Source organism: Microbacterium sp. NPDC055903 (assembly GCF_053615555.1).
On sequence record NZ_JBSHCA010000001.1, the window covers coordinates 739,318 to 762,334 of the forward strand.

A 23,017-nucleotide genomic window follows, 5' to 3' on the forward strand; every position below is an offset into this window, starting at 1 on the left:
TTCGGATGCCCATTCTCTGCCCTTCCGGGCGGACTCAGCCCTGGTTGCCGTTGGAGCAGGTCTGCTGCGCGGCGGAGTTGCCCTTGATCGAGTCTGGCAGGGCGACGACGGTTTCGCTGGGATCCGGCGCGGGCGTCGCGCTCTCGGTCGGCTCCGGCGTCGTCGTGTCGTCCGGCGCCTCGGTGGCCGTCGAGGGGCTCTCGATCGTCCCCTCTTCGACGACGACGCCGTCATTGCCGTTGTTCTCGTGCGTGATCTCGAGCTGCGCGTTCGCCTCGATGGCCTCGAAGAGTGCGTCCGCTGCCGAACGGTTCGGCACGACCTTGTTCGGGTCTGCGGAGTCCGTACCCGTCGGGTACTGCACGAAGACGATGTCCTCGTACGGCACGTCCTTCACGGCGAGCGCGATCTGCGCGATCGTCATCGGGTTGGTCAGCGACGTGCTGGGGGTGATGTTGCTCAGCGCCGTGTTCGCGAGCTTGAGCATCGTTCCGACATCGCCCAGCACCTCGGAGCTGATCAGCTTGCGGGCGAGGGAGGACATGTACTGCTGCTGGTTGCCGATGCGGCCGAGGTCGCTGCCGTCGCCGACGCCGTGGCGGGTGCGCAGGAACTGGAGCGCCTGGAGGCCTGCGACCGTGTGCGTGCCCGCCTCCATGTCGAGTCCGGTGTACTTGTCCTTGATGCCGCTGGCCAGACACACCTCGACGCCGCCGATCGCGTCGGTGATCTCGATGACTCCGCCGAAGGTGACGGATGCCGCGAACTGGATCTCCTGGCCGGTGAGCTCGCTGATCGTCTGCGCCACGCAGTTCAGTCCGCCGTACCCCCAGGCGCTGTTCAGCGGCTGCTTGCTCATCGCGGAGTACGTGTTGCCCTCCTCGTCCGTGCAGGACGGGATGGGGAGCATCGTGTCGCGCGGGAAGCTGACGGCCGTGATGCGTCGAGGAGCGTCGGAGACGTGCACGAGGAGGTTCACGTCGTTGAGGGTGGCATCCCCCTCGCGGTTCTCGCACCGGCTGCCGAACAGCTCTGCATACTTCTCTTCACAGGTGTCAACGCCCACCAGGAGGAGATTGAAGCCTCCTTCGTAGGCGCCGACATCCGGGGGCAGCGACTCCGTGCCCTCCAGCTCGACCGCATCGGCCGTCGCCGTTCCGAGGAGCATCGCGCCGACGACGCCCGCGACGCCGACACCGGAGACCAGCACGACGGCCAGCACGATTCCGATCATCTTCAGCAGCTGACCGGCGGCACCCGGCGTACGGAGCTGACCATGGCGCGCGACGGTACGACGACGTCCGATCTTCTCGCTCACTCAGTGCCTTTCGGGAATGCCGACGGTTCCGGGACCGTCTACTCTGCGGAGGGTGTGGGATTCGAACCCACGAGACATCTCTGCCCACTGGTTTTCAAGACCAGCTCCATCGGCCGCTCGGACAACCCTCCTCGGCGGACGAATCCACCGACAAGCCGTGAGTCTAGCCGAGTTCTATTCTCCCGCGCTGACCTGGGCGGGTGCTGGAAGCGAGTCGAGGGCGAGGGCGAGACCGCCGACGTTGACGTCCTCCGTCTCCTCCCCCGCGGCATCCTTGACCTCTTGCGGGGCCTGCCCCATCGCGATGGCTCTGCCCCCTGCGCGCAACGCCCAGCCGAACATGCCGATGTCGTTGCGACCGTCCCCCGCGACCAGCACGCGAGCGCCGGTGATGCCGAGCCCTGCCCGCACGCGCTCCAGGGCGGTGCCCTTGTCGACGCCCTGCGGGGCGATGTCGAGCCACGCCGTCCACCCGATGGCGTAGGAGACCTCGTTCAGCCCCGCATCGGCGACCAGCCGGTGGAAGTCTTCCTCGTCATGACCGGGAGAGACCACGACCACGCGGGACACCGGGTGCTCGCCGAGCTCCTCGAAGCTCACCTGCCGCCCTCCGTCGAGCGTCCAGTCGTCGAGGTGCGCGGTGTAGAGGCGCTGGCCGGAGCCGAGCTCGACCATGTAGCGGGCCTCGGGGAGCCGATCCCCCAGGAGCGCGAGCACCGCGCTCGGGTCGAAGACCTCGACGTGCCAGCGCTCCCAGCCCGCGTCCGTGCGGCGCATCGTGACGGCACCGTTGGAGCAGACGACGTACTCCGGCGTCAGCTCCAACGCCTCGACCCAGCGCTGCGTGGCGCTCCAGCTGCGTCCGGTCGCGATCGTGACCTCGTGGCCGGCATCCCTCAGGCGCGCGACGGCCTCGGGGACGCCGGGGCTCATCGACTCGTCCTGGAGCAGGATCGTCCCGTCCACGTCGAGGCCGACGAGCCAGCGGCCCTCGACCGGCTCCAGGCCTGCGCCGCTCAAGACACGGGCTCCAGGATCTCCAGCCCGCCCAGATACGGTCGGAGCACCTCCGGCACGACGACGGATCCGTCCTCGCGCTGGTGCGTCTCGAGGATCGCGACGATCCAGCGGGTCGTGGCGAGCGTGCCGTTCAAGGTGGCCACGTGCTGGGTCTTCGCCTCGGCGCCCTCCGGACGATGCCTGACGTCCAGCCGACGGGCCTGGAACGTCGTGCAGTTCGAGGTGGAGGTGAGCTCCCGGAACGCATCCTGAGTGGGGACCCACGCCTCGATGTCGTACTTGCGCGCGGCGCTGGAGCCCAGGTCCCCCGCGGCGACGTCGATGACGCGGTAGCTGAGCCCGAGCGCCTGCAGCATCTCCTCCTGGAGCGCGACGAGACGGAGGTGCTCCGCCTCCGCATCCTCCGGGGTCGTGTAGACGAACATCTCCAGCTTGTTGAACTGGTGGACGCGGATGATGCCCCTGGTGTCCTTGCCGTAGGAGCCGGCCTCGCGTCGGTAGCAGGTCGACCATCCGGCGTAGCGCAGCGCACCCTTCGACAGGTCGACGATCTCGTCCTTGTGGTATCCGGCGAGCGCGACCTCGCTGGTGCCGACGAGATAGAGGTCGTCGTCCTTGTCGAGGTGGTAGACCTCGTCGGCGTGCTCGCCGAGGAACCCGGTGCCCTGCATGATCTCCGGGCGGACGAGCGTCGGTGTGATCAACGGGACGAAGCCGTTCTGCAGCGCCTTGTCCAGCGCCATGTTCATCAGCGCGATCTCAAGGCGCGCGCCGACGCCGCGCAGGAAGTAGAAGCGCGAGCCCGACACCTTGACGCCGCGCTCCATGTCGATCGCTCCGAGGGCCTCACCGATCTCGAGGTGGTCGCGGGGGGCGAAGTCGAAGACGGGCGGCTCGCCCACACGACGCAGCTCGACGAAGTCCGCCTCACCACCGGACGGCACGCCGTCGATGACCACGTTCTCGATGCGCGCGAGCGCGGAGGCCGCGGCCTCGCCCGCCTCGTTCGCCGCGTGCTGGGCCTGCTTGACGCGCTCGGCGAGGTCCTTGGCCTGCGCGACGAGCGCCGCCTTCTCCTCTTTGGGCGCCTTGGCGACCTGCTTGCCGAAGGCGTTCTGCTCGGCACGGAGCTCTTCGAAGGACGTCAGCGCTGCGCGACGGGATCGGTCGGCCTCGATCGCCGCATCGACGGTTGCCGCGTCGTTGCCGCGCGCGGTCTGCGAGCGACGGACGAGGTCGGGATTGTCGCGAAGGAGAGCGAGGTCGATCATTGCTCAAGTCTATGGCGTGACCAGGCGCGGATCCTCGGCCCCTGGCACGCGGACGGGTGCGACGGCGCGTCATCGGCAGCACGTAGAGTATCGCCATGACGACACCCGAGCCCGACCAGCGAAGGCTCGCGCTCGTCTACAACCCCATCAAGGTCGATGAGGCCCGCCTGCGCGCGTCGGTGAGCCGTCTCGCCGCCGAGGCGGGCTGGCCGGAACCGGCCTTCCACACCACGACGGTCGACGATGCGGGGCAGGGCTGCGCGCGCGACGCCCTCGACGCCGGAGCCACCGCGGTACTCGTCGCCGGCGGCGACGGCACGGTCCGCGCCGTCGCCGAGGCGATGGCCGGCACAGGCATCCCGCTGGGGATCGTACCGAGCGGGACGGGCAATCTCCTGGCTCGCAACATCGGCCTCCCGCTCTCGGACGCCGAAGCGATCATCCGCGCCGCCATAGACGGAAGGACCCTCGCGATCGACATCGGGTGGGCGCGCCTCACCCGCACCGACGGCACCGATGAGGAGCACGCCTTCGTCGTGCTCGCCGGCATGGGGCTCGACGCGGACATGATCGCCAACACGCGCCCCGACCTGAAGAAGTCCGTCGGCTGGGTCGCCTATGTCGACGGCGCGGCGCGCTCGCTCGTCGCCGCGAAGCCGTTCCGCATCGTCTACCAGGTGGACGAGTCACGGCTGCACTCGGCGAAGGCGCACAGCGTGCTGTTCGCCAACTGCGGGATGCTTCCGGCGGGGATCTCCCTCGTGCCGACCGCCTCGATCACAGACGGCGCGCTGGACATCGCCGTGATCCAGCCGGCGGGCCCGCTCGGCTGGTTCGGCGTCTGGCGCAAGATCTGGTGGGACAACTCGATCCTGCGCCGCTCGAGGATCGGCCGGTTGGCGCTGGAGCGCCGGGGCAAGAACGCCTCGGTCCGCTATCTGCATGGCCTCGTCGCGGAGGCGGCGGCCACAGAGCCGACCCCGATCGAGCTCGACGGCGACGAGTTCGGCCGTGCCGTCCGGATCGTCTGCCGTGTCGACCCGGACGCGCTGCTGCTCGCCGTGCCGGAAGGCATCACCGCCGACGCCCTGTGAGCCTGTTCCCGGGTCGACGGACGGTTGCGCCCGCCGAGCCGGATGCCTGGTCGGCTCAGCCTCGGACCGCCACGGTGCCGTCGAGCCCGCCTCCGGCGAGGGTGAGCTGGAAGCCGTCATCCTCGATGGAGTCATCGGGGAAGGCGACGATCGTGGCGCGCGGCGCCATGTCCTGGGTGCAGGCCTGCGCCTCGTCCGTCACGAACGTGACGGTGCCGGCGGCACCCGATCCCTCGACCGACTCGACGACCGGCGGGCAGCTCGACGAGCCCCAGGTGAGCAGGACCAGGCTCTCGTCGTCGAACCAGCCGGCGCTGGGCGCGTACTCGGTCGGCTCCCCGGGGATGCCGATCAGGGTGGCGTCACCTTCCAGGTCGGCGTCGTCGGAGAACTCGCCGTAGGTGACGACGAGCTCGACATCCTTGCTCGGGTCGACGCCTTCGGGCAGAGCGCCGATGCTGGCCCGCGGCGCGAGGTCTGCGGTGCACACGGCATCCTCACCCTGCACGTCGACGAGCGTGACGGCGACCTGCTGCCCCTGCGCCTCGACCGTGTCGACGGAGGGGATGCAGGTGGACGATCCCCAGCTCACGACGGCGAACATGCGTCCTTCGTCGAGCCAGGCCGCCTCGAAGCCGTCTTCGACCTCAGGGGCGGACGAAGGCTGAGCCGCGCTGCTCGGCTCCGTCGAGCTCGTGGGAGCCGAGGTGCCAGGGTCGGTGGCGCAGCCGGCCAGCAGCAGCGCGCCGGCGGCGATGACGGAGGTCAGCAGGAGACGCGTGGGGGAGGTCATGCCCTCAGGGTACCCGGCGCTACTGCAGCGCAGAGGTCAATCGGGCGAGATTGTCGAGCACAGTCGAGCGCAGGGGCTGCTGCATCCACTCCTCGAGGGTGAGCTCCCTGCTGAGCCGGCGGTACTCGTCCTCCACCTCACGCATCTCGCGGACGAACTCCTCGCCGCGCACGAGCATGGAGATCTCCAGATTCAGACCGAAGGAGCGCATGTCCATGTTGCTGGAGCCGATCACCGCCACCTCATCGTCGATCGTGAGGCTCTTGGTGTGGAGGATGAAGGGCTTGCGGTACATCCAGATGCGCACGCCCGAGGTCAGCAGCGCCTCGTAGTAGCTGCGCTGGGCGTGGTACACCATCGCCTGATCGCCCTCTTCCGAGACGAAGAGCTGGACGTCGACCCCGCGGTCGACGGCGGCGGTGACGGCGAGGAGCAGCGCCTCATCGGGGACGAAGTAGGGGCTCACGATCATGATCCGGCGCTTGGCCGCATAGAGGAGTCCGAGGAAGAGCCGCAGGTTGTTCTCGACCTCGAATCCCGGGCCGGAGGGGACGATCTGGCAGTCGAGATCGCCCGACCCCGGCGAGGGCTGGGTGATGTCGACGCCGTCCGGGACCTCGTCCGTCTCGCTGTACCAGTCGGAGAGGAAGACGGCATTGACACTGGCGACGACAGGGCCGTCCAGACGAACCATGAGATCGACCCAGTGCAGGCCGCGCTTGATGTTCTTGGGGAGGTTGTAAGTGGAGTCCGTGATGTTCTGCGATCCGAGGAACGCGACGCGGCCGTCGACGACGAGGAGCTTGCGGTGATTGCGCAGATCAGGGCGCTGCATCCTGCCCTTGAGGGGCTGGACGGGCAGCATCAGATGCCAATCCGCGCCCATTCGATTCAGCCGCCGGATCGTCTCGCGGTAGCGCGGCTTCCAGCGGTTGGCCCAGTGGTCGAGCATGACGCGCACGGGCACGCCGCGTGCGGCGACCTCCTCCATGGCGCGGAAGAAGTTATCGGTGGCGGCGTCCGACTGGAGGATGTAGAACTCCACGTGCACGTAGTCGACGGCCGTGCGGATCTCCTCGGCCATCGCGTCGAGGGACTCCTGGTAATCGCCGATGAGATGGGCGCCGTTGTCGCCGGAGATCGGCATCGCTCCCATGCTCTGGTTCATCTGGACGAGCGGCCCGAACCATGCAGGCGCGTCCGGCCGGAGCGTTCCGAAGTGCAGCTGCTCACTCGTCTCGGCGATGACCTCGTTGATCTGCTGCTGCTTGCGGCGCCGCGCACGAGGAAGCCGCGGGTTGCCGATGAGGAGGAAGAGGAAGACGCCGACGAAGGGGATGAAGAACACCGCCAGCAGCCACGCCATCGCCGCGGTGGGCCTGCGGTTGCGCGGGATCACGATGATGGCGGTCGCGCGGATCGTCACGTCGATGACGAAGATGCCGGCGAGCACCCACCACGGCCACGTCTCCATCGCGTCACCCCCGGCCCGTTCGACACCCCACCCCGTTGGCGGATGCTCTCAGCGTACTGCGCCCTACGGACACCGCCGCTGGCGCGCCGTGGATGCGATCAGGAGGAGCGAGGCGGAAGACCCCTGAGGGCGCGCTCCTCGGCCTCGATCTTCGCGTGCACCTTCCGCTCCGTGCGGTCGGAGCGCAGGATGCCGCGGAGCACGAAGTAGAAGACCACGCAGACGGCGATGGTCGGAAGGATCGACCACATCATCGCTGCCCAGAAGCTCTCCATGCCTCCATGGTACGCCGCCGCGAGCGCCCGCCCGCCCAGGGAGCACTCTCCCTGCACATCGGATGCGCCCCTGGATTCCCTCTCACAACCCGTCCACGCGGCGCTCCGCGCTCGCACACTCGGGGCATGACAACTGTGATGAAAGCCAAAGGCTCGGCGGACTTCCTCGCCCTCGTCCCCGTCCTCGCCGGGTGCACGCCCACCCGGAGCATCGTTCTGCTCCCCTTCGAGGGATCGCGGACCTACGGCGCACTGCGGATCGATCTCCCGGGCGACGAAGCGATCGACAGCTTTGCCGAGGGCGTCGCCCGGCTGGTCGGCCGTGTGGAGCGCACCGATGCCGTGGCGCTGGTCGTCTACAGCGACGAGCGCGCGATCACGACCGGCGACGGCCTCGTGCTCCCGCACTCCGTCCTCGCCGATCACATCCTGATCGCGTTCGAGGAGGTCGGCCTGCGCATCGTCGATGCCCTGTGCGCGATGCCGGAGGGATGGGCGAGCTATCTCGACGACGAACCGTCGCTCGCGCCGCTCCCCGCCCCACCGGACGATGCCGAGCTCGATGTGCCGACAGGGGACCAGATCGCGGGGGCCGAAGTGCCGCCGGTAGATCTGGCGACGAAAGAACGAGCCGCTCACGCTCTCGCGGAGCTGCGGCGCATCACCGACGTCGGGGCGGTCGACGTCGAGCCGGCCGGTGTGATAGCCGCAGCCGCGCTGGAGCTGCTCGACGACATGCCCGCGCTCGTCGAGGCCGTCGTCCTGCACGGCGGCTCCCCCGGACCCGCCGAGGCTGCGGCGCTGTTGTGGATGATGGACGTTCCCGCGTTGCGGGATGCCGTCCTCATGCAGTGGACGTCCGATCTCGTCTGTGGTCGCGCAGCGTTCGAGGCTCAGCTCGCCTTCGGGCGCAGCGGCGCTCTGCCCGCGTCCGCGCACATCAGGACCGTGATGGGCGAGGGACCGCGACCGGATATGCCGCGGTTGCACACCGCGCTCAGGATCACGAGAGCGCTGATCGCGATCGCTGCGCCCTCAGACAGACGAGGCCCGCTCGCTCTCGCCGCCTGGCTGTCGTGGGCGACCGGTCGGGCCTCGCACGCCGCGGTGCACCTCGCCGAGCTGCGACGGGTCGATCCGCGCTACGGCTTCGCCGAGCTGCTCGAGACCCTCATCGACGCGCGGCCGTTGCCCGACTGGGCCTTCGATCGCCGATCGTTCGACGCGCCGTGAGCACTCTCGTCCTGCATGCTCCCCTCGGCGCAGCGACTCACTTCACGAGCGGGAAGAGGATGGTCTCGCGGATGCCGAGCCCGGTGATCGCCATGAGGAGCCGGTCGATGCCCATACCCATGCCACCGGACGGCGGCATACCGTGCTCGAGTGCGCGAAGGAACTCCTCGTCGACCCTCATCGCCTCGACATCGCCCCGCGCGGCCAGCTTCGCCTGTTCCACGAACCTCTCGCGCTGGATGACGGGGTCCACGAGCTCGGAGTATCCGGTCGCGAGCTCGAAGCCGCGGATGTACAGGTCCCACTTCTCCACGACGCCCGCGATCGAGCGGTGCTCGCGCACCAGCGGCGATGTGTCGACCGGGAAGTCCATCACGAAGGTCGGGCGGACGAGATCGCCCTTCACGAAGTGCTCCCACAGCTCCTCGACGAGCTTGCCGTGCGTGGCCTGCGGCGGCACGTCGACACCGCTCGCCTCGGCGAAGGCGATGAGGTCCTCGACGGTGTCGTCCGGGGTCACCGTGCGGCCGGCGGCGACGGACAGCGACTCGTACATCGAGATGCGATCCCACTCGCCGCCCAGGTCGTACTCGGTCCCATCGGCCCACGTGACCGTCGTCGAACCGGTGACGGCGATCGCCGCCTCCTGGACGAGCTGCTGGGTGAGCTCGGCCATCTGGTTGTAGTCGCCGTACGCCTGGTACGCCTCGAGCATCGCGAACTCGGGGCTGTGCGTCGAGTCCGCTCCCTCGTTGCGGAAGTTGCGGTTGATCTCGAACACCCGCTCGATGCCGCCGACGACGGCGCGCTTCAGGTACAGCTCCGGCGCGATGCGAAGGTACAGCTCTGTGTCGAAGGCGTTCGAATGCGTGATGAAGGGACGCGCCGACGCACCGCCGTGCTGCACCTGCAGCATGGGCGTCTCGACCTCGAGATAGTCGTGGCTCGAGAAGGTGGCACGAAGGCTGGCGTTCACCGCGGCGCGGGCGCGCACCGTCGTGCGGGCCTGCTCACGGACGATGAGATCCAGGTACCGGCTGCGGACCCTCGTCTCCTCGCTGAGCTCGGCGTAGGCATTGGGCAGCGGGAGGATCGCCTTCGACGCGATCGCCCAGTCATCCGCCATGATCGACAGCTCACCTCGGCGGCTGGAGATCACCTCGCCGTGCACGAAGACGTGGTCGCCCAGGTCGACGTACTCCTTCCAATCGGCGAGGGACTCCTCGCCGACGTTCGCCAGGGAGATCATCGCCTGGATGCGCGAGCCGTCACCGGCCTGCAGCGTGGCGAAGCAGAGCTTGCCGGTGTTGCGGCTGAACACGATCCGACCGGCGACGCCGACCACGACGCCCGTCTCGGCGCCGGCCTCGAGCTCGCCGTACTCGGCGCGCAAAGCGGGGATCGTCGTCGACACGGGGACCCCGACGGGGAAGGCGCCACCGGAGGCATCCGCGCGCTTGGCGATGAGGCGCTCGCGCTTGGCGAGACGGACGGCCTTCTGCTCGTGGACGTCCTCTGCGTCGTCGGCAGGGATGTTCGCTGGCGCGTCTGGCGCGTTCGTCATTCAGGGCTCCTCGGAAGTCAGCCCTCAGTTTACCGTGAGCGGCCGTCCTCCCTTCGGGGGATGCCCGCGCCCGCGGGGCTGATTAGCGTGGAGGCATGAGGGCATCCCGCATGACACCCCTGCTCGCGGCCGCAGCACTCGCAGGCGGCGTGCTCCTGTCGGCCGCGTCGGCACTGCCCGCCGCAGCCGCCGCAGACGTCGACGACTTCGACTACTCGTCCTGGGATGCGCGATACGAACTCGGGCTGGACGACGAGGGACGCGCCGTCCTCTCGGTGCAGGAGCACGTGGTGGCCGAGTTCCCCGAACACGACCAGAACAAGGGCATCGTCCGCGGTCTCGCGACCCGCTACGAAGGCGCGGATCTGGGCACCACGATCCTCTCGGTGACAGATGGGGAAGGCCGGCCCGTCCCCTACGAGACGGAGGAGGAGGACGGCGTCCTCTTCGTGCTCACCGGCACCGACGAGTACGTGCACGGGGCCACCGACTACGTCATCTCCTACGAGATGCGTGACGTCGTGCTCACCGCCTCCGACACGGGAGCCGATGAGTTCTCCTGGGATCTCCTCCCCCTCGACAGCACGCAGGATATCGCCGCGTTCCGCACCGAGATCGTGCTCGACGACGCGCTGGCCGACCGGCTCACCGGCGAGGCCGCCTGCTATCAGGGCCCACAAGGATCGCGAGAGAGGTGCGAACTCTCCGGCCCCCGCTCCGAGGCAGGAGGCGATGTCTTCTCCGTGCAGTCCGGTCACCGGGATGCGGGAGACGGCGTGACGATCGCCATCGGCCTGCTGCCGGGGACGGTCGTGCAACCGCCGGCCAGGCATCCGAACGCCGTAGCCGACATCGGTCCGTTCGCCGCGGGAGCCGGCGCCGCGCTACTCGCTGCCGGCGGCTGGGTCGCCGTCGGCGCACAGCGCAGACGGCGACGGCGGGCGACCGGCATCGTGGTGGCGCAGTACGAGGTGCCGGCGGATCTGCCTCCGCTGCTGGCAGCTCCCCTCCTGCCCCGGGCTCACACGCCGGTCGCTGCCCAGATCGTCCATCTCGCCGTCACCGATCGACTGCGCATCGAGGACAGGGGCGATCGCCAACCGATCCTGCATCGGGCCGAGAACGTGACATCCGGGGATCCTCTGGATGAGAGAACCCTCGCGCAGCTCTTCCGCAAGGGCGGATCGGTCAAGATCCCCCGTGCGAGCGAGGGGTTCGCGAAGAGGATGCAGAAGCTCGAGGAGGCCGGGATCGCCGAGGCCGCCTCACGCGGGCTCACCGAGAAGCGCCGAAGCCGCGCTGCGCAGGTGTGGGCGGTGCTCTCACTGCTGCCGCTGGCGGCGTCCGTCGGCCTGGCGATCTGGGGCATCGTGCAGGGTCGCGACACGGCGGCGCCTGCGCTGCTTGTCGCCATCCTGGCCGCGGCGATCGTCGTGGTGAGCGCGTTCTTCGCCTTCGCAGCGCACACCGTGCTCACGCCGGCAGGAGCACAGCGGTCCGAGCACCTCGAGGGGGTGCGGGAGTTCATCCGCATCGCCGAAGCCGATCGGCTGCGGATGCTGCAGTCGTACTCAGGCGCCGAGCGGTACACCCGCGACGGCCGGGAGCTCGTCCACCTCTATGAGCGGCTGCTGCCCTACGCCATCCTCTTCGGCATGGAACGCGAATGGGGTGAGGTGCTCCAGAGCCGGTACGACAGCGGCGACGGGGTTCCGGCATGGCTGGTCGGCTACCAGACCGGTCTCCTGGTCTCTCAGCTCACGCACTTCGGCACGACGACGCAGACGGCGGCGCAGTACACGTCGCCGTCGGCGGGCGCATCCTCGTCCGTATCGGGCGCCGCCGGTGCCGGTTTCTCCGGTGCCGGCGGCGGCGGAGGATTCTCCGGAGGCCGCTGAGGGCAGGCAGCAGAGCGGTTCGCGCAGCGGGACCGCCGAGCGGCTCAGGTGTCGGATGCTTCGCGCAGCGCGCGCTCGACCGTGGACTGCACGAGGGCGGAGAGGAACCCGCCGGGGTTCTCCACGCCGATCCCGCGCAACAGCGTCGTGGCCTGCCCGATGATCGATCGGGAGAACTCGGCCGCCGTCGCGATCGCCTCGGCATAGGCCGGGCGATCGGCTTCGGCGATCACGACGGGCTCGCAGCCGAGCTCGACGGCCAGCGCCTGGGCGATCGGCAGCACGGCGGCCGGGGCGCTCACCGCGGCGAAGCTCGCCGGGAGCTGGCGCAGGTCGATCGAGGTGCCCGTGAAGGTGATCGCGGGATGGACGGCGAGGGGAATCGCTCCTGACCGCTGCACGGGCTCCAGAACGTCGATGCCGTACGCCGGGTCGGTGTGCAGCACGAGCTGGCCCGCCTGCCAGGCGCCGAGCTCGGCGAGGCCCGCGACGAGACCGGCGAGTTCGTCGTGCGGGACGGCGACGACCACGAGCTCGCTGCGGCGCACCACCTCCTGCGCGTCGAGCACGGGCACGCCGGGCAGCACGGCCGAGACGCGCTCGTCGTCCGAGCCGCTCGTGATCCCGGTGATCGCGTGCCCCGCGCCGGCGAGCGCAGCGCCGACGACGGGACCGACGCGACCGGCGCCGATGATGCCGACGCCGAGCCTGCCGTCACGATTCACGGGACTCCCGGAGGGCTCGACGGCTGGACGGGGCGTCGGACGAACCCGATGTCTCGGGCTGGGGAGCCGTGGCGGCGGGAGGGGGCGGCGGTGCGACGGGCGGCACGGCTCCCGCAGGCGGCGCGGGCGGCGGTGCGACCGGCGGCACGGCTCCCGCAGGCGGCGCAGGCGGGGGCGCGACGGGCTGCGGTGCCACGGGCGGCACCCAGCCCACGGGCGGCGCAGGCGGAGCCGCAGGCGGCGCGACCGGCGATGGCACGAACCCGGCCGGGGTCACAGGCGGCGCGACCGGGCCGACGCCTGCGTGCGGAGCATCCGTGTCGACCTGCGCCCAGCGGTGCGAACGGTCCCGCCCTGCGGCGGCCGACGCGCGCCGATCGACGTCGTCGAAGGCGCGCACGAGAACCGCGCTGTCGATCCCGACCACTTCGCCGAGGATGGGGCCGGTCACGCTGTGCGCCTTCATCCATGCCACGCGCTGAAGACGATCGATCGGTCCCTGCGAGACGGAGACACCCTGCAGGCGGGCGAGCGGGAAGATCGCGAGCTTCCGCCACAGGATGCCGCGGCGCAGGATCAGCCCGAAGTCCGTCAGCGCGAAGCCGTGCCTGCGCCAGGAGACGGGACGCCGCCACCACGCGCGAGCAGGCATCCGCACGAAGGGGTCGCCCTGGACCGGACCGAGGATGCCGTGCTCCCACACCAGCGGCAGATCAGCCGCGGGGAGGTCGGGCATGATCAGCCCGAGCACGCGCTCGACGTCGGCGCGTTTGCCGACCGGGAGCACGATGTTGAACTGCTGGGCGTTGCCGGACTGCTGCTGCGAGGCGCTCTTTCCGCTCATCCGGTTGATCTTGATCGTCCACCACCCGAACGGCTTCCACAGCAGCGGCTGCGACACCTCGACCGCGAAGATGCGCCCCGGCGGGATCGTCTCGGTGACGGTGGTGAACAGGCCGAACGTGATCCGCACCCCGTCGCTCGTCGGCGCGATCGAGTACCGCAGCGACTTCGAGATCTGCGCCCAGGTGATCGCCACGGTCGCCAGCACGAGCGGGATGCCGATGCCGAGCGAGATCCCGATGATCGCGAAGCCCGCAGCGGGCCCCTCGTCGCGCAGGATGGCGGGCAGGGTCGAGAGCACGACCGCGCCGCCGACGATGACGAAGAAGACGAACCAGAGCACACCGCTGAGCGTCTGCGATCCGACCAGTCGGCCCGTGGGGATCTTGACGACGCTCTCGGGCGCGACATCCGCGAGGTCGACGCCGCCGATGAGGCCCGTGACGCCGGCGTTGAACTCGCCGACGAGGTTCGCCCTGATCGAGGCGGCCGGAACGCCGCGTCGCGCGGCCTCCCTCGCCGCACGCGCTCCGGATGCCAGGCGCAGGATGTCTGCCCGCACGCCCTCGGCCTTGCCCGTGGACAGGTACTCCAGGGGGACGTTCGCATCGGTTCCGGCGCCGACGACCTCCAGCTTCGCCATGCCGATCAGGCGAGCGGGGAACGGGCGGGTGAGGTTCACGCCCTGCACGCGGTCGAGCGGCGCCCTGCGGTGCGAGCGGAACACGATTCCCTTGCGCACCTCCACGTGCTCATCCGTGATGCGGAACTCCTGGAAGCGCCAGACCAGCCAGAACGCCAGGCACAGCACCACGAGAACGCCGAGGACGGCCGCGAGCACCACGAGGATGAGGTTGTTCGCCAGCACCCAGTCGACCGGGTCGCCGGACGTGTAGTCCTCGACGTGCACCTCGCTCGGGGTGAACAGCCCGACGAACCAGTAGACGAGCCTGTCGCGGAAGCTGTTCAGAGCGATGCCGGCGACGATGATCAGGGCCAGCCCGCCCTTGAACAGGGGGGTCAGTGGATGCAGCCGGTGCCACTCGCCGTCGGCGAGCGTCTCCGCCGACGACGGAGCCGACACGGATGCCGCAGAGGGAACCGGCTGCGGGACGCCAGGAACGCTCACAGGCCCGTCCGCCGGGTCTCGGCCACCTCGATGAGGGTGTCGCGCAGCGACTCGGCGGCGGCCTGAGTGAGCCCTGGGATCTGCACGCCGGTCGTCGCGGCTGCCGTGACCATCTTCAGCTGCGACACCCCGAAAGCGCGATCCAGCGGGCCGTGCGTGATGTCGACGAGCTGCATCCGGCCGTACGGCACCGCGATGATCCGCTGCCACAGGATGCCCTTGCGGAACACGATGTCGTCCGCACGCAGCATGTACCCGATCGCCTTGGCCTGCCTGGGCAGGATGATCAGCGTGATCAGGGTGATGAGGATGATCACCCCGGCCGGGATCCAGACCCAGTCCTGCTCGGTCACGATGTTCAGGACGACCGCGACGATCACGACGACGGCGAGGAAGATGGCGTTCTGCACGAGCTGCGAGACGACGTAGCGTCGCGAGATCTGGTGCCACTGGCCGTCCAGCGCCAGGCGGCCGGCGCCGCGCGGTTCACGGAGCCGCTCATAGGTGCCCTCGTCCAGGACGGGAGCGCCCAGCGCCACGGAGGGGCGCACCGGCTCAGCGGAGCCCTGGTTCGGCTCCAGGGGCGGTGTCGTCGAGCTGTCGGTCATCAGGGTCCTTCGGCAGGGTGCAGAAATGTTCGGCGAGGAGTGCCGCGGCCACGAGCACGAGCGCACTCGCGGACAGAGCGATCATCGCCACAACCGACCCTACCTGCGGAGCGACGGGCCGCGACAGGAGGAACACCGCGAGCCCTGCGCCGAAGCCGGCCAGCAGGGCCCCGAGCAGGCTCGATGCCTTGGCGAGGCTCGCCGCGCGCACCGCACGGAACGGGTCGACCCGTGCGGCAGAGGGATTCTTGAGGCTCCGACGCACCGGCCAGGCGAGCAGGAGCACCCCCGCGGCCAGCAGGACCAGGAGCACGGGGAGCAGCCATGACGGCGTGAAGGTGACCCGTCCCGCCGCCGTGAGGAGATGATCGAGCAGGTATCCCCCGCCCGCCCCGAGCAGCGCGAGGAGCACGAGCACGCCCGCAGAGGTGCGTCTCACGGCTGATCCCTGAGAGCGGCGACGAGGTCGGCGACGCGCCCTGCATCGGGCAGTTCTGCCTGGGGGTCGACTTCCAGCCACGGCTCGAGGACGAAGAGCCGCTCGGCGGCGCGAGGATGCGGCAGCAGCATCTCCGGGTCGGCAGAGCGCTCCTCGCCGTACGCGATCAGATCGAGGTCGAGCGTCCGGTCGCCCCAGCGCTCCGCGCGCTCTCTGCCGTTCTCCTCTTCGATGGCGTGGAGCATGCCGAGAAGCACCCGGGGTGCGAGTCGCGTGCGCACCAGAGCGACCGCGTTGACATAGGCCGGCGCTTCGGGGTCAGGGCCGTCGAGACGCAGCGCGACGGTCTCGTGCAGCGCCGAGAGCACCACCTCGTCAACGAGCGGCAAGCGGGCGATCCGTTCGGCAGCGCCGCGCACCGTCTCGTGCCGATCGCCGAGGTTCGAGCCGAGGGCGACCACGGCGGTGGTCTCGCCGCGGCGCGGCCGCGGCTCAGGCGAGGGGATCGGCGGCATCCGGACCATCATCCGTCTTCCCTGCCTCGATGAAGCGTGACGGCGACGTCCGTGAAGTTGTGGGCGATCGGCGCCTGCGGCTTGTGGACGGTGACGGCGACGTGCAGGACGCGCTCGTCCGCGAGGACGACGGCGGCGATGCGGTCGGCAAGCGTCTCGATGAGGTCGACCGGCTCTCCGCCGACGACGGCTGCGACGCGATCGGCGAGCTCGCCGTAGTGCACGGTGTCGGCGACGTCGTCGGACGCCGCAGCGGCGGCGAGGCTCAGGTGCAGGCGCAGATCGATGACGAACAGCTGTCCGTCCTCGCGCTCATGGTCGTAGACGCCGTGACGGCCGAAGACGCTCAGGCCTGTGAGGACGATCTCGTCGACGGGGTTCATGCTCATCCCTCCCATGCCTGGGCCACGGCGAGCGCATCCCGAGTCGCCGCGACGTCGTGCACGCGCACCGCCCACGCGCCCGCCCGTGCGGCGAGCGCGCTCGTCACGGCCGTCGCGAGGTCCCGGCGCTGCTCAGAGACGTCGGTGTCGGCGTCCGATCGGAGCGCCTCCGCGAGGAAGTGCTTGCGGGAGGTGCCGATGAGAACACGATGCCCGAGGCCCGTGATCTCGTCGAGGCCACGGAGCACGTCCCAGTTCTGCGCGCCCGCCTTGGCGAAGCCGAGACCGGGATCGAGGATCAGCCGCGATGGCGCGATGCCCGCCGCGGCGGCACGCGCGACTCCTTCGCGCAGCTCCCCCGCCACCTCACGCGCGACCCTGCGGTACTCCGCTCTGGCGTACATGTCGGAGGAGGGGCCTCGCCAGTGGCCGAGCGCGTAGTCGGCATCCGTCGAGGCGATGACGGCCAGCATCCGCTCGTCGGCGAGCCCGCCCGCGACGTCGTTCACGATCCGCGCTCCGGCCGATACGGCGGCGAGAGCGGTGTCGGCGTTCAGCGTGTCGATGCTGACGACCGCGCCCTGCGCAGCGAGCGCCGTGACGACCGGGATGACGCGCTCCTGCTCGACGTCCGGCGTCACACGTTCCGAACCGGGTCTCGTCGACTCTCCGCCGATGTCGAGGACTGTCGCCCCCTGCGCGAGCAGCTCGATCCCGTGGGCGATGGCGCGGTCGTGATCGAGGTAGCGCCCGCCGTCGCTGAACGAGTCCGGCGTGACGTTGACGATTCCCCAGATCCCGATCATGCGCCGACCCCTCCTGCCCCGATGAGGGAGATGATCTCGGTGCGGGCGATCGGGTCCGTGTAGTCTCCGCGCGCGGCGACGGTGAGGGTGGATGCCTCCGGCTGGCGGCCTCCGCGCATCGTGACGCAGCCGTGCACGGCGTCGAGCACCACGAGCACTCCTCTGGTGTCCAGGTGCTGATCGATGGCATCCGCGATCTGCTCACCGAGGCGCTCCTGCACCTGCGGACGCGCGGCGAGGATCTCGACCACCTTGACGAGCGCGCCGAGGCCGACCACCTGCTCGCCGGGGAGGTAGGCGATGTGGGCGACGCCCGCGAAGGGCAGGAGGTGATGCTCGCACACCGAGCGGAAGCGGATATCGCGGAGGACGACGGCGCCGCTGGGGAGCGTGTCCGGCGCGGGGCCCCTGGAGACGCTGATCGTGTGCGCCAGAGGGGCGGCAGGGTCTTCGCCGACGCCGGCGAAGAACTCGGCGTACAGCTCGGCCATCCGCTGCGGGGTCTGCTTGAGGCCCGGACGCTCAGGGTCCTCGCCGATCGCCTGCAGCAGCTCGCGGGTCAACGCCGCGATCCGCTCCCTGTCGACGCTCACGATCAGGCGGTCGCCGGTCGCGGGTGCCCCGGTGACGCCGGCTTGCCTGAGGTGCCGGGCTGCGCCTCGGCGGGCGCTGCCTCGCTCGCGGCCGCATCCGCAGGGATGACGCGCTTGGGCACCTCGATCGGCGGGCGGTCGGAGACCGGACGGTCGTCGCTGGAGAGCCAGAGCGGGCGGGGCGGAAGCTTGCGCACGTGCTGGAAGATCTCGGCGATCCGGTTGTGGTCGAGCGTCTCCTCCTCGAGGAGGGCGAGAGCGAGGGCGTCGAGGATGTCCCGGTTGTCGCTGATGACCTGGTATGCCTCGTTGTGCGCCTGCTCGATGAGAGCCCGCACCTCGACGTCGACGCGCTCTGCGACGCTCTCCGAGTAGTCGCGACCGTGGCCGAAGTCGCGGCCCGCGAAGGGCTCGCCGCCCTCGGAGCCGAGCTTGACCGGGCCGAGCTTCGTCGTCATGCCGTACTCGATGACCATCTTGCGGGCGATGCTCGTCGCCTTCTCGATGTCGTTCGAGGCACCGGTGGTCGGGTCGTGGAAGACGAGCTCCTCGGCGACGCGACCGCCCATGGCGTAGGTGAGCTGGTCCTGCAGCTCGTTGCGGGTGACCGAGTACTTGTCGTCCACCGGCAGCACCATCGTGTAGCCGAGTGCCTTGCCTCGGGGAAGGATCGTGATCTTGGTGACCGGATCGGTGTGGTTCATCGCGGCCGCGGCGAGCGCGTGACCGCCCTCGTGGTACGCCGTGATGAGCTTCTCGCGGTCCTTCATGACGCGGGTGCGCCGCTGGGGACCCGCGATCACGCGGTCGATGGCCTCGTCGAGGGCGCGGTTGTCGATGAGCTGCGCGTTCGAGCGCGCGGTGAGCAGTGCGGCCTCGTTCAGGACGTTGGCGAGGTCCGCTCCGGTGAAGCCCGGCGTCTTGCGCGCGACGACCTCGAGATCGACGGAGGCCGACAGCGGCTTTCCCTTGGCGTGCACCTGGAGGATGTGCAGGCGGCCCTTGAGGTCGGGGGCGTCCACGCCGATCTGCCGGTCGAACCGGCCAGGACGCAGCAGTGCGGGGTCGAGGATGTCGGGACGGTTGGTCGCCGCGATGACGATGACGTTGGCGTTGGGGTCGAAGCCGTCCATCTCGACGAGCATCTGGTTCAGCGTCTGCTCGCGCTCGTCGTTGCCGCCGCCCATGCCGGCGCCGCGGTGACGACCGACGGCGTCGATCTCGTCGATGAAGATGATCGCGGGGGCGTTCTCCTTCGCCTGGGTGAAGAGGTCGCGCACGCGCGAGGCTCCGACACCGACGAACATCTCGACGAAGTCGGATCCCGAGATCGAGTAGAAGGGAGCACCCGCCTCGCCGGCGACGGCGCGGGCGAGCAGGGTCTTTCCGGTTCCTGGCGGGCCGTACAGCAGTACGCCCTTCGGGATGCGGGCGCCGATCGCCTGGAACTTCGCCGGATCCTGGAGGAACTCCTTGATCTCGTGGAGCTCCTCGATTGCCTCGTCTGCACCCGCGACGTCGGCGAAGGTGACGGTGGGGGTCTCTTTGTTGACGAGCTTGGCCTTGGACTTGCCGAACTGCATGACCTTGCCGCCGCCGCCCTGCATCGAGGACAGCAGCCACCAGAAGAGCAGCCCGAGCAGAACGAGCGGGATGAGGAGCGAGAGGAAGCTGTCGAACCAGGTCGCCCGCGGAACGACGTCATCGAAGCCGTCCTTCGGGTCGGCCGCGTTGATCGCCGCAACGACCTCGTCGGCACGAGCATCCACGTAGTAGAACTGGACCTTCTCGGAGCCCTCGAAGGCCTTCGACAGGGTCATGTCGACGCGCTGATCGCCGTCGGTGTTCGTCACCTCGGTGACGGTCTCACCGGCGAGCAGTTCGAGGCCCTCCTGGGTGCTGATCTGCTTGGGGGCGCCGAGGTTCGAGATCAGCAGGAAGCCGCCGAACAGGAGCACGCCGATCAGCGCCACGTAGATCAGCGGATTCCGAGTGATCTTCTTCACATCCATGATCCGTTCAGCGTACCGTCCGTGCGCTTTGCGCCCGCTGTGATTCGCCTACGGCGAACCCCGCCGATACCGGGGAGAACGTCAGCTGTAGACGTGCGGGGCGAGCACGGCGACATCGCGCAGGTTGCGGTAGCGCTCGTCGTAGTCCAGCCCGTAGCCGACGACGAAGTCGGTGGGGATGTCGAAGCCGACGTACTTGCAGTCGATGACGACCTTGGCGGCCTCCGGCTTGCGCAGAAGGGCCAGCACCTCGATGGACTCCGCGCCGCGGGTGCCGAAGTTCTCCAGCAGCCAGCTGAGGGTGAGGCCGGAGTCGATGATGTCCTCGACGATGAGCACATGCTTGCCGTGCAGGTCGGTGTCGAGGTCCTTGCGGATCTGCACGACGCCGCTCGACTTCGTGCTCGCCCCGTAGCTCGACACGGCCATCCAGTCCATCGGCGCGTGGAAGGGCAGGGCGCGGGCGAAGTCGGCCATCACCATGACCGCGCCCTTCAGGACGCCGACCAGGAGCAGGTCCTTGCCCTCGTAGTCCACGGCGACCTGGGCGGCGAGCTCTTCGAGCTTCGCGTGGATCTCCTCCTCTGTGACGAGGATCTGTGCAAGGTCGGACGGGATCTCTGCGGCGCGCATGCGTCGATTTTAGGCGACGGATCGTGCCGCTCCCCCACTACTGTGAGCAGAGAACCGGGCGACGCCCCAGACGGAAGGATCCTCCATGGCCCTCGACGACATCCTCAAGCAGGTTCCGATCGACGACATCGCCGCCAAGCTCGGTGTCTCGCCGGACGTGGCCAAGCAGGCCGTTGAGCAGGGCGGCGCCGTGCTCCTGGGCGGCCTCGCGAAGAACGCCGAGACCGATGAGGGCTCGGCCGCCATCTCCGCCGCGCTGAAGAAGCACGAGAACTCGTCGAAGGCGTCGAGCGTCGACGACATCGATCAGGCCGACGGCGGCAAGATCGTGAAGCACATCCTCGGCGACAAGGAGCAGGAGGTCACCGCGAAGCTCACCGAGTCGACGCAGACGGCGGGCATCGACTTCGGCAAGCTCCTGCCGATCCTCGCCCCGATCGTCATGGGCCTCATCGCCAACGCGAACAAGGGCAAGACGGAGTCGGCATCGGCCGGCGAGGCCTCCGGCGGCGGCATCGGGGACCTCATCGGCGGTCTGCTCGGCGGCGGGAACTCCTCCGGCGGCTCCGGAGGCGGCATCGGCGATCTGCTCGGCGGCCTGCTGGGCGGCGGCTCGAACGCGTCGACGGGCGGCGGCCTCGACCTCGGCGGCATCATCGGAGGGCTCTTCGGCAAGAAGTAACCGCTCCGCGAAGCATCCGGAGCGATCCGGATGCTTCGCGGGATCGAAAAGGCACCTCACGCGCCCCGCGGAGGTGCCTTTTCGATCTCCGCCTGGGCCGGAGGGATCAGGGACGCGCGGCGAAGAGGAGCTGAGCGCCCCGGCGAGCGGCCGTGCAGCTGGGGAGGTCGATCGGGCCCTGGCCGGACCAGTCGGTGACGAGCCTGGCGACCTCGCCGGTCTGCGCCCTGGTGAGGGCGACGCCGAACTCGCTGTCCACGACGAGGCGGATGATGCGGTTGCGCAGCGCGGCCGGGTTCGCAGCGAGCGCTGCGACGCTCACCGCGATGCCCGCCTCGGCGTGCTCGACGATGTCCTCGATCGTCTCGTGGATCATCTCGTCGAAGGCCTCGGCGTCCTCGCGGAGCTGCTCGGCGGTCCGGGCGAGCGCCTCGGCGATCCCCGGGCCGAGCTCGGTCTCGAGCACGGGCAGCACCCGCTCGCGCACCCTCACTCTGCGGTACCGGTCGTCGGTGTTGTGCGGGTCGTTCCAGGGCTCCAGCTCGGATGCTTCGCAGAACGCCCTGGTGGTCGCGCGTCGGATGCCGAGGAGCGGCCGGATCCAGCGGAGCCCGTCCTCGTCCTCGCGGATCGGCGCCATGCCCTGCAGGCTGGTCGCGCCTGAGCCGCGCGCGAGACCGAGGAGGACCGTCTCGGCCTGGTCGTCGAGGGTGTGACCGAGGAGTACGGCAGCGGCCGACTCCGCGGCGGCGATGCTGCGGATGGCCGTGTACCGCGCATCCCGCGCGGCGGCCTCCGGACCATCGCCGCTGTCGTCGACCTGCACCTTCGTCTGGAGCGCGTCGTGCACGCCCAGCTGCTCCGCTGCGACGGCTGCGGTGGCGGCCACGAGATCGGAGCCGGGCTGGAGCTGGTGATCGAGGGTGAGGCTGAGGACCCGCAGCCCGAGCTTGGGCGCTTCGAACGCGGCAGCGGCGGTCAGTGCGAGCGAGTCCGCACCGCCGGAGAGGGCGACCAGGATGGTCGACCCTTCAGGGAGGCCGGCGAGCGCAGTGCGCACGGCGAGGCGGATCTCGGCGACGGCGGGGTTCAGCGAAGGCACGTCACCACGCTAGTCGCCTCACGCAAGTAGGCTTGCCTGAGGCATCCAACCGTCTTTTCCAAGGAGCACACGCATGGGCGCACACGACGCCGTCATCGAGATCCCGCGCGGCAGCCGCGTTAAGTACGAGGTCGACCACGAGACCGGACGAGTCCACCTCGACCGCGTGCTCTACACGACCTTCGGCTACCCGGCCGACTACGGCTACTTCGACAACACGCTCGGCGAGGACGGCGACCCGCTGGACGTGCTGGTCCTCCTCGACCACGCGATCTACCCCGGCGTCGTCGTCGAGGTGCGTCCGGTCGCCGTGCTGAAGATGAGCGACGAGGCCGGCGGCGACGACAAGCTCGTCGCCGTGCTGTCCAAGGACCCGCGCTGGGCGCACATCCAGGACATCGAGGACATCGCCGAGTACACGAAGAAGGAGATCGAGCACTTCTTCGAGCACTACAAGGACCTGGAGCCTGCCAAGTGGGTCAAGGTCGACGAGTGGGGCAACGCCGCCGAGGCGCAGCGCATCCTCGACGAGGCGATCGCCCGTTTCGGTGAGCAGCACTGAGCTGCCATAGACGACGAAGAAGCCCCGCGGCTCGCGCCGCGGGGC

General features: G+C 69.6%; 23 protein-coding genes and 1 tRNA gene. 5 read left to right on the plus strand and 19 right to left on the minus strand.

What is annotated here, in order from left to right; translation table 11 throughout:
* Positions 1 to 34: 34 nt before the first annotated feature.
* The 4 genes from ACWGJP_RS03355 to serS all read right to left on the minus strand — a co-directional run bounded on the left by ACWGJP_RS03355 (position 35) and on the right by serS (position 3,609).
* The gene (locus tag ACWGJP_RS03355; RefSeq protein ID WP_452328335.1) at positions 35 to 1,318 is read right to left on the minus strand and encodes an LCP family protein; all 1,284 of its coding nucleotides are present in this window, start codon (positions 1,316 to 1,318) and stop codon (positions 35 to 37) included.
* A 46-nt stretch (positions 1,319 to 1,364) separates the two neighbouring features.
* Positions 1,365 to 1,449 (minus strand) — tRNA-Ser (locus ACWGJP_RS03360).
* A gap of 43 nt (positions 1,450 to 1,492) precedes the next feature.
* On the minus strand, positions 1,493 to 2,338 hold the full coding sequence (locus ACWGJP_RS03365; protein WP_452328336.1) for an HAD family hydrolase: 846 nt from the start codon (positions 2,336 to 2,338) through the stop codon (positions 1,493 to 1,495).
* Entirely contained in the window at positions 2,335 to 3,609 is a 1,275-nt protein-coding gene (serS, locus tag ACWGJP_RS03370; RefSeq protein WP_452328337.1) for a serine--tRNA ligase, read from the minus strand. The genes ACWGJP_RS03365 and serS overlap by 4 nt, the downstream gene beginning before the upstream one ends.
* A gap of 95 nt (positions 3,610 to 3,704) precedes the next feature.
* On the opposite strand from serS, the gene ACWGJP_RS03375 reads away from it, so the two are divergent.
* Entirely contained in the window at positions 3,705 to 4,703 is a 999-nt protein-coding gene (locus ACWGJP_RS03375) for a diacylglycerol/lipid kinase family protein (RefSeq protein WP_452328338.1), read from the plus strand.
* Between the two features lie 55 nt (positions 4,704 to 4,758).
* On the opposite strand, the gene ACWGJP_RS03380 is transcribed toward ACWGJP_RS03375, so the two are convergent.
* From ACWGJP_RS03380 to ACWGJP_RS03390, 3 genes are all read right to left on the minus strand, one after another.
* Positions 4,759 to 5,496 carry a hypothetical protein gene (locus ACWGJP_RS03380; RefSeq protein WP_452328339.1) on the minus strand — a complete coding sequence of 246 codons (738 nt, stop codon included), beginning with the start codon at positions 5,494 to 5,496 and terminating at the stop codon, positions 4,759 to 4,761.
* Between the two features lie 19 nt (positions 5,497 to 5,515).
* Positions 5,516 to 6,970, minus strand: a complete 1,455-nt coding sequence (gene cls / locus ACWGJP_RS03385; RefSeq protein WP_452328340.1) for a cardiolipin synthase — start codon at positions 6,968 to 6,970, stop codon at positions 5,516 to 5,518.
* Between the two features lie 98 nt (positions 6,971 to 7,068).
* Entirely contained in the window at positions 7,069 to 7,245 is a 177-nt protein-coding gene (locus ACWGJP_RS03390) for a hypothetical protein (protein ID WP_452328341.1), read from the minus strand.
* 126 nt (positions 7,246 to 7,371) lie between these two features.
* On the opposite strand from ACWGJP_RS03390, the gene ACWGJP_RS03395 reads away from it, so the two are divergent.
* Positions 7,372 to 8,478, plus strand: coding sequence for a DUF4192 family protein (locus tag ACWGJP_RS03395; RefSeq protein WP_452328342.1), 1,107 nt, complete (start codon positions 7,372 to 7,374; stop codon positions 8,476 to 8,478).
* A 37-nt stretch (positions 8,479 to 8,515) separates the two neighbouring features.
* Here the strand turns inward: ACWGJP_RS03395 and lysS are convergent, their stop codons facing one another.
* On the minus strand, positions 8,516 to 10,042 hold the full coding sequence (gene lysS, locus ACWGJP_RS03400; RefSeq protein ID WP_452328343.1) for a lysine--tRNA ligase: 1,527 nt from the start codon (positions 10,040 to 10,042) through the stop codon (positions 8,516 to 8,518).
* A gap of 95 nt (positions 10,043 to 10,137) precedes the next feature.
* On the opposite strand from lysS, the gene ACWGJP_RS03405 reads away from it, so the two are divergent.
* A complete protein-coding gene (locus tag ACWGJP_RS03405) occupies positions 10,138 to 11,940 on the plus strand; it encodes a DUF2207 family protein (protein ID WP_452328344.1) in 1,803 nt (600 codons plus the stop codon).
* Positions 11,941 to 11,984: 44 nt separating this feature from the next.
* Here the strand turns inward: ACWGJP_RS03405 and ACWGJP_RS03410 are convergent, their stop codons facing one another.
* The 10 genes from ACWGJP_RS03410 to hpt form a co-directional block, all read right to left on the minus strand.
* The gene (locus ACWGJP_RS03410) at positions 11,985 to 12,665 is read right to left on the minus strand and encodes a DUF2520 domain-containing protein (protein WP_452328345.1); all 681 of its coding nucleotides are present in this window, start codon (positions 12,663 to 12,665) and stop codon (positions 11,985 to 11,987) included.
* The gene (locus ACWGJP_RS03415; protein WP_452328346.1) at positions 12,655 to 14,637 is read right to left on the minus strand and encodes a PH domain-containing protein; all 1,983 of its coding nucleotides are present in this window, start codon (positions 14,635 to 14,637) and stop codon (positions 12,655 to 12,657) included. The genes ACWGJP_RS03410 and ACWGJP_RS03415 overlap by 11 nt, the downstream gene beginning before the upstream one ends.
* Positions 14,634 to 15,245, minus strand: coding sequence for a PH domain-containing protein (locus ACWGJP_RS03420; RefSeq protein WP_452328347.1), 612 nt, complete (start codon positions 15,243 to 15,245; stop codon positions 14,634 to 14,636). Before ACWGJP_RS03420 ends, ACWGJP_RS03415 begins: the two co-directional genes overlap by 4 nt.
* Complete coding sequence (locus ACWGJP_RS03425; RefSeq protein ID WP_452328348.1) at positions 15,193 to 15,684, minus strand: DUF3180 domain-containing protein; 492 nt, start codon at positions 15,682 to 15,684, stop codon at positions 15,193 to 15,195. Before ACWGJP_RS03425 ends, ACWGJP_RS03420 begins: the two co-directional genes overlap by 53 nt.
* Positions 15,681 to 16,199, minus strand: a complete 519-nt coding sequence (gene folK, locus ACWGJP_RS03430) for a 2-amino-4-hydroxy-6-hydroxymethyldihydropteridine diphosphokinase (RefSeq protein WP_452328349.1) — start codon at positions 16,197 to 16,199, stop codon at positions 15,681 to 15,683. Before folK ends, ACWGJP_RS03425 begins: the two co-directional genes overlap by 4 nt.
* 8 nt (positions 16,200 to 16,207) lie before the next feature.
* Positions 16,208 to 16,582, minus strand: a complete 375-nt coding sequence (gene folB, locus ACWGJP_RS03435; RefSeq protein WP_452329486.1) for a dihydroneopterin aldolase — start codon at positions 16,580 to 16,582, stop codon at positions 16,208 to 16,210.
* Between the two features lie 2 nt (positions 16,583 to 16,584).
* Positions 16,585 to 17,388: a dihydropteroate synthase gene (folP, locus tag ACWGJP_RS03440; protein WP_452328350.1), complete on the minus strand. Its 804-nt coding sequence runs from the start codon at positions 17,386 to 17,388 to the stop codon at positions 16,585 to 16,587.
* On the minus strand, positions 17,385 to 17,981 hold the full coding sequence (gene folE, locus ACWGJP_RS03445; RefSeq protein ID WP_452328351.1) for a GTP cyclohydrolase I: 597 nt from the start codon (positions 17,979 to 17,981) through the stop codon (positions 17,385 to 17,387). The genes folP and folE overlap by 4 nt, the downstream gene beginning before the upstream one ends.
* Positions 17,982 to 17,983: 2 nt before the next feature.
* Positions 17,984 to 19,993, minus strand: a complete 2,010-nt coding sequence (gene ftsH, locus ACWGJP_RS03450) for an ATP-dependent zinc metalloprotease FtsH (protein WP_452328352.1) — start codon at positions 19,991 to 19,993, stop codon at positions 17,984 to 17,986.
* Between the two features lie 81 nt (positions 19,994 to 20,074).
* Positions 20,075 to 20,626 carry a hypoxanthine phosphoribosyltransferase gene (gene hpt / locus ACWGJP_RS03455; protein ID WP_452328353.1) on the minus strand — a complete coding sequence of 184 codons (552 nt, stop codon included), beginning with the start codon at positions 20,624 to 20,626 and terminating at the stop codon, positions 20,075 to 20,077.
* Positions 20,627 to 20,711: 85 nt separating this feature from the next.
* Between hpt and ACWGJP_RS03460 the strand changes: the two genes are divergently transcribed.
* The gene (locus ACWGJP_RS03460; RefSeq protein ID WP_452328354.1) at positions 20,712 to 21,308 is read left to right on the plus strand and encodes a DUF937 domain-containing protein; all 597 of its coding nucleotides are present in this window, start codon (positions 20,712 to 20,714) and stop codon (positions 21,306 to 21,308) included.
* A gap of 106 nt (positions 21,309 to 21,414) precedes the next feature.
* Here ACWGJP_RS03460 and tilS read toward each other — a convergent pair whose 3' ends face one another.
* Complete coding sequence (gene tilS, locus ACWGJP_RS03465) at positions 21,415 to 22,410, minus strand: tRNA lysidine(34) synthetase TilS (RefSeq protein WP_452328355.1); 996 nt, start codon at positions 22,408 to 22,410, stop codon at positions 21,415 to 21,417.
* Between the two features lie 73 nt (positions 22,411 to 22,483).
* On the opposite strand from tilS, the gene ppa reads away from it, so the two are divergent.
* Positions 22,484 to 22,972 carry an inorganic diphosphatase gene (ppa, locus tag ACWGJP_RS03470; RefSeq protein WP_452328356.1) on the plus strand — a complete coding sequence of 163 codons (489 nt, stop codon included), beginning with the start codon at positions 22,484 to 22,486 and terminating at the stop codon, positions 22,970 to 22,972.
* Positions 22,973 to 23,017: the final 45 nt, after the last annotated feature.